This is a genomic window from Prevotella sp. MGM2 (genome assembly GCF_002933955.1).
Taxonomy (GTDB): domain Bacteria; phylum Bacteroidota; class Bacteroidia; order Bacteroidales; family Bacteroidaceae; genus Alloprevotella.
In genome coordinates, this window is record NZ_BEWW01000176.1 from 1 (window position 1) to 734 (window position 734).

Consider the following 734-nt stretch of genomic DNA (forward strand, 5'->3'; position numbering starts at 1 on the left):
TTTTTTCATACGGCCTCTCCCCGTGAAGACGGAAATCTTCACGGGGAGAGGCCTTTTTGTCTGGAGCCGCCGCATGGCGAAGGGAGATGTCATGCGTCCCCCTCATCCTTCTTCTCCCCCCGCTGCTCTTTTGGCCAGTTGACCAGGTAAAGCAGTCCGGTGGTCCGTGTCAGTGCGGTGTAAAGCCACCTCAGGTACGTCCCGGTGTCCGTCCCCCTCCACCCGCTCTCGACGAATACCCGGCTCCATTGGCCGCCCTGGGCTTTGTGGCAGGTCACGGCATAGGCATATTTTATCTGCAGGGCATTGTAGTAGGCGTCCCCTCTCACACTTCTCATCCGTTCTCTTCGTGAGGTCACTCCGTCATAGTCGGCCGAAACCGCCTCGTAGAGTCTCCGGCTTTGTTCAGGAGTGAGCGCCGGCGCTTCCGACATGAGCGTGTCCAACAGGACCCGGCAGGTCATCTGCGTCTGTCCGTAATCGGTGAATCTCAGCGTTGCGTCGGCAAAGTGGAAACCGTATTGCTCGTGCACATTGCTCACCCTGACCACCTGAGCCGTGTCACCGTTGGCGATGAAGGCCATGGGGCACGTTGCGGCTGCGTCCCCTCCGTCCGCTTCTTCTTGGAGGCGTTCCGTCCAGTGGTAATTGTTTTTTACGGCCATTATGATGTCACCCCGTGTGAGAGGCTCTTCGCGCTCAAATATGAGGGAACGGATGCCAGAATTATAGAG

Annotated in this window: 1 protein-coding gene; it reads right to left on the reverse strand. The window is 57.9% G+C overall.

The features are described 5' to 3' along the window. Positions 1–89: 89 nt before the first annotated feature. Positions 90–734 (reverse strand): ATP-binding domain-containing protein (locus C5S62_RS04385; RefSeq protein WP_190311550.1); only part of this gene is annotated, 645 nt, incomplete at its 5' end.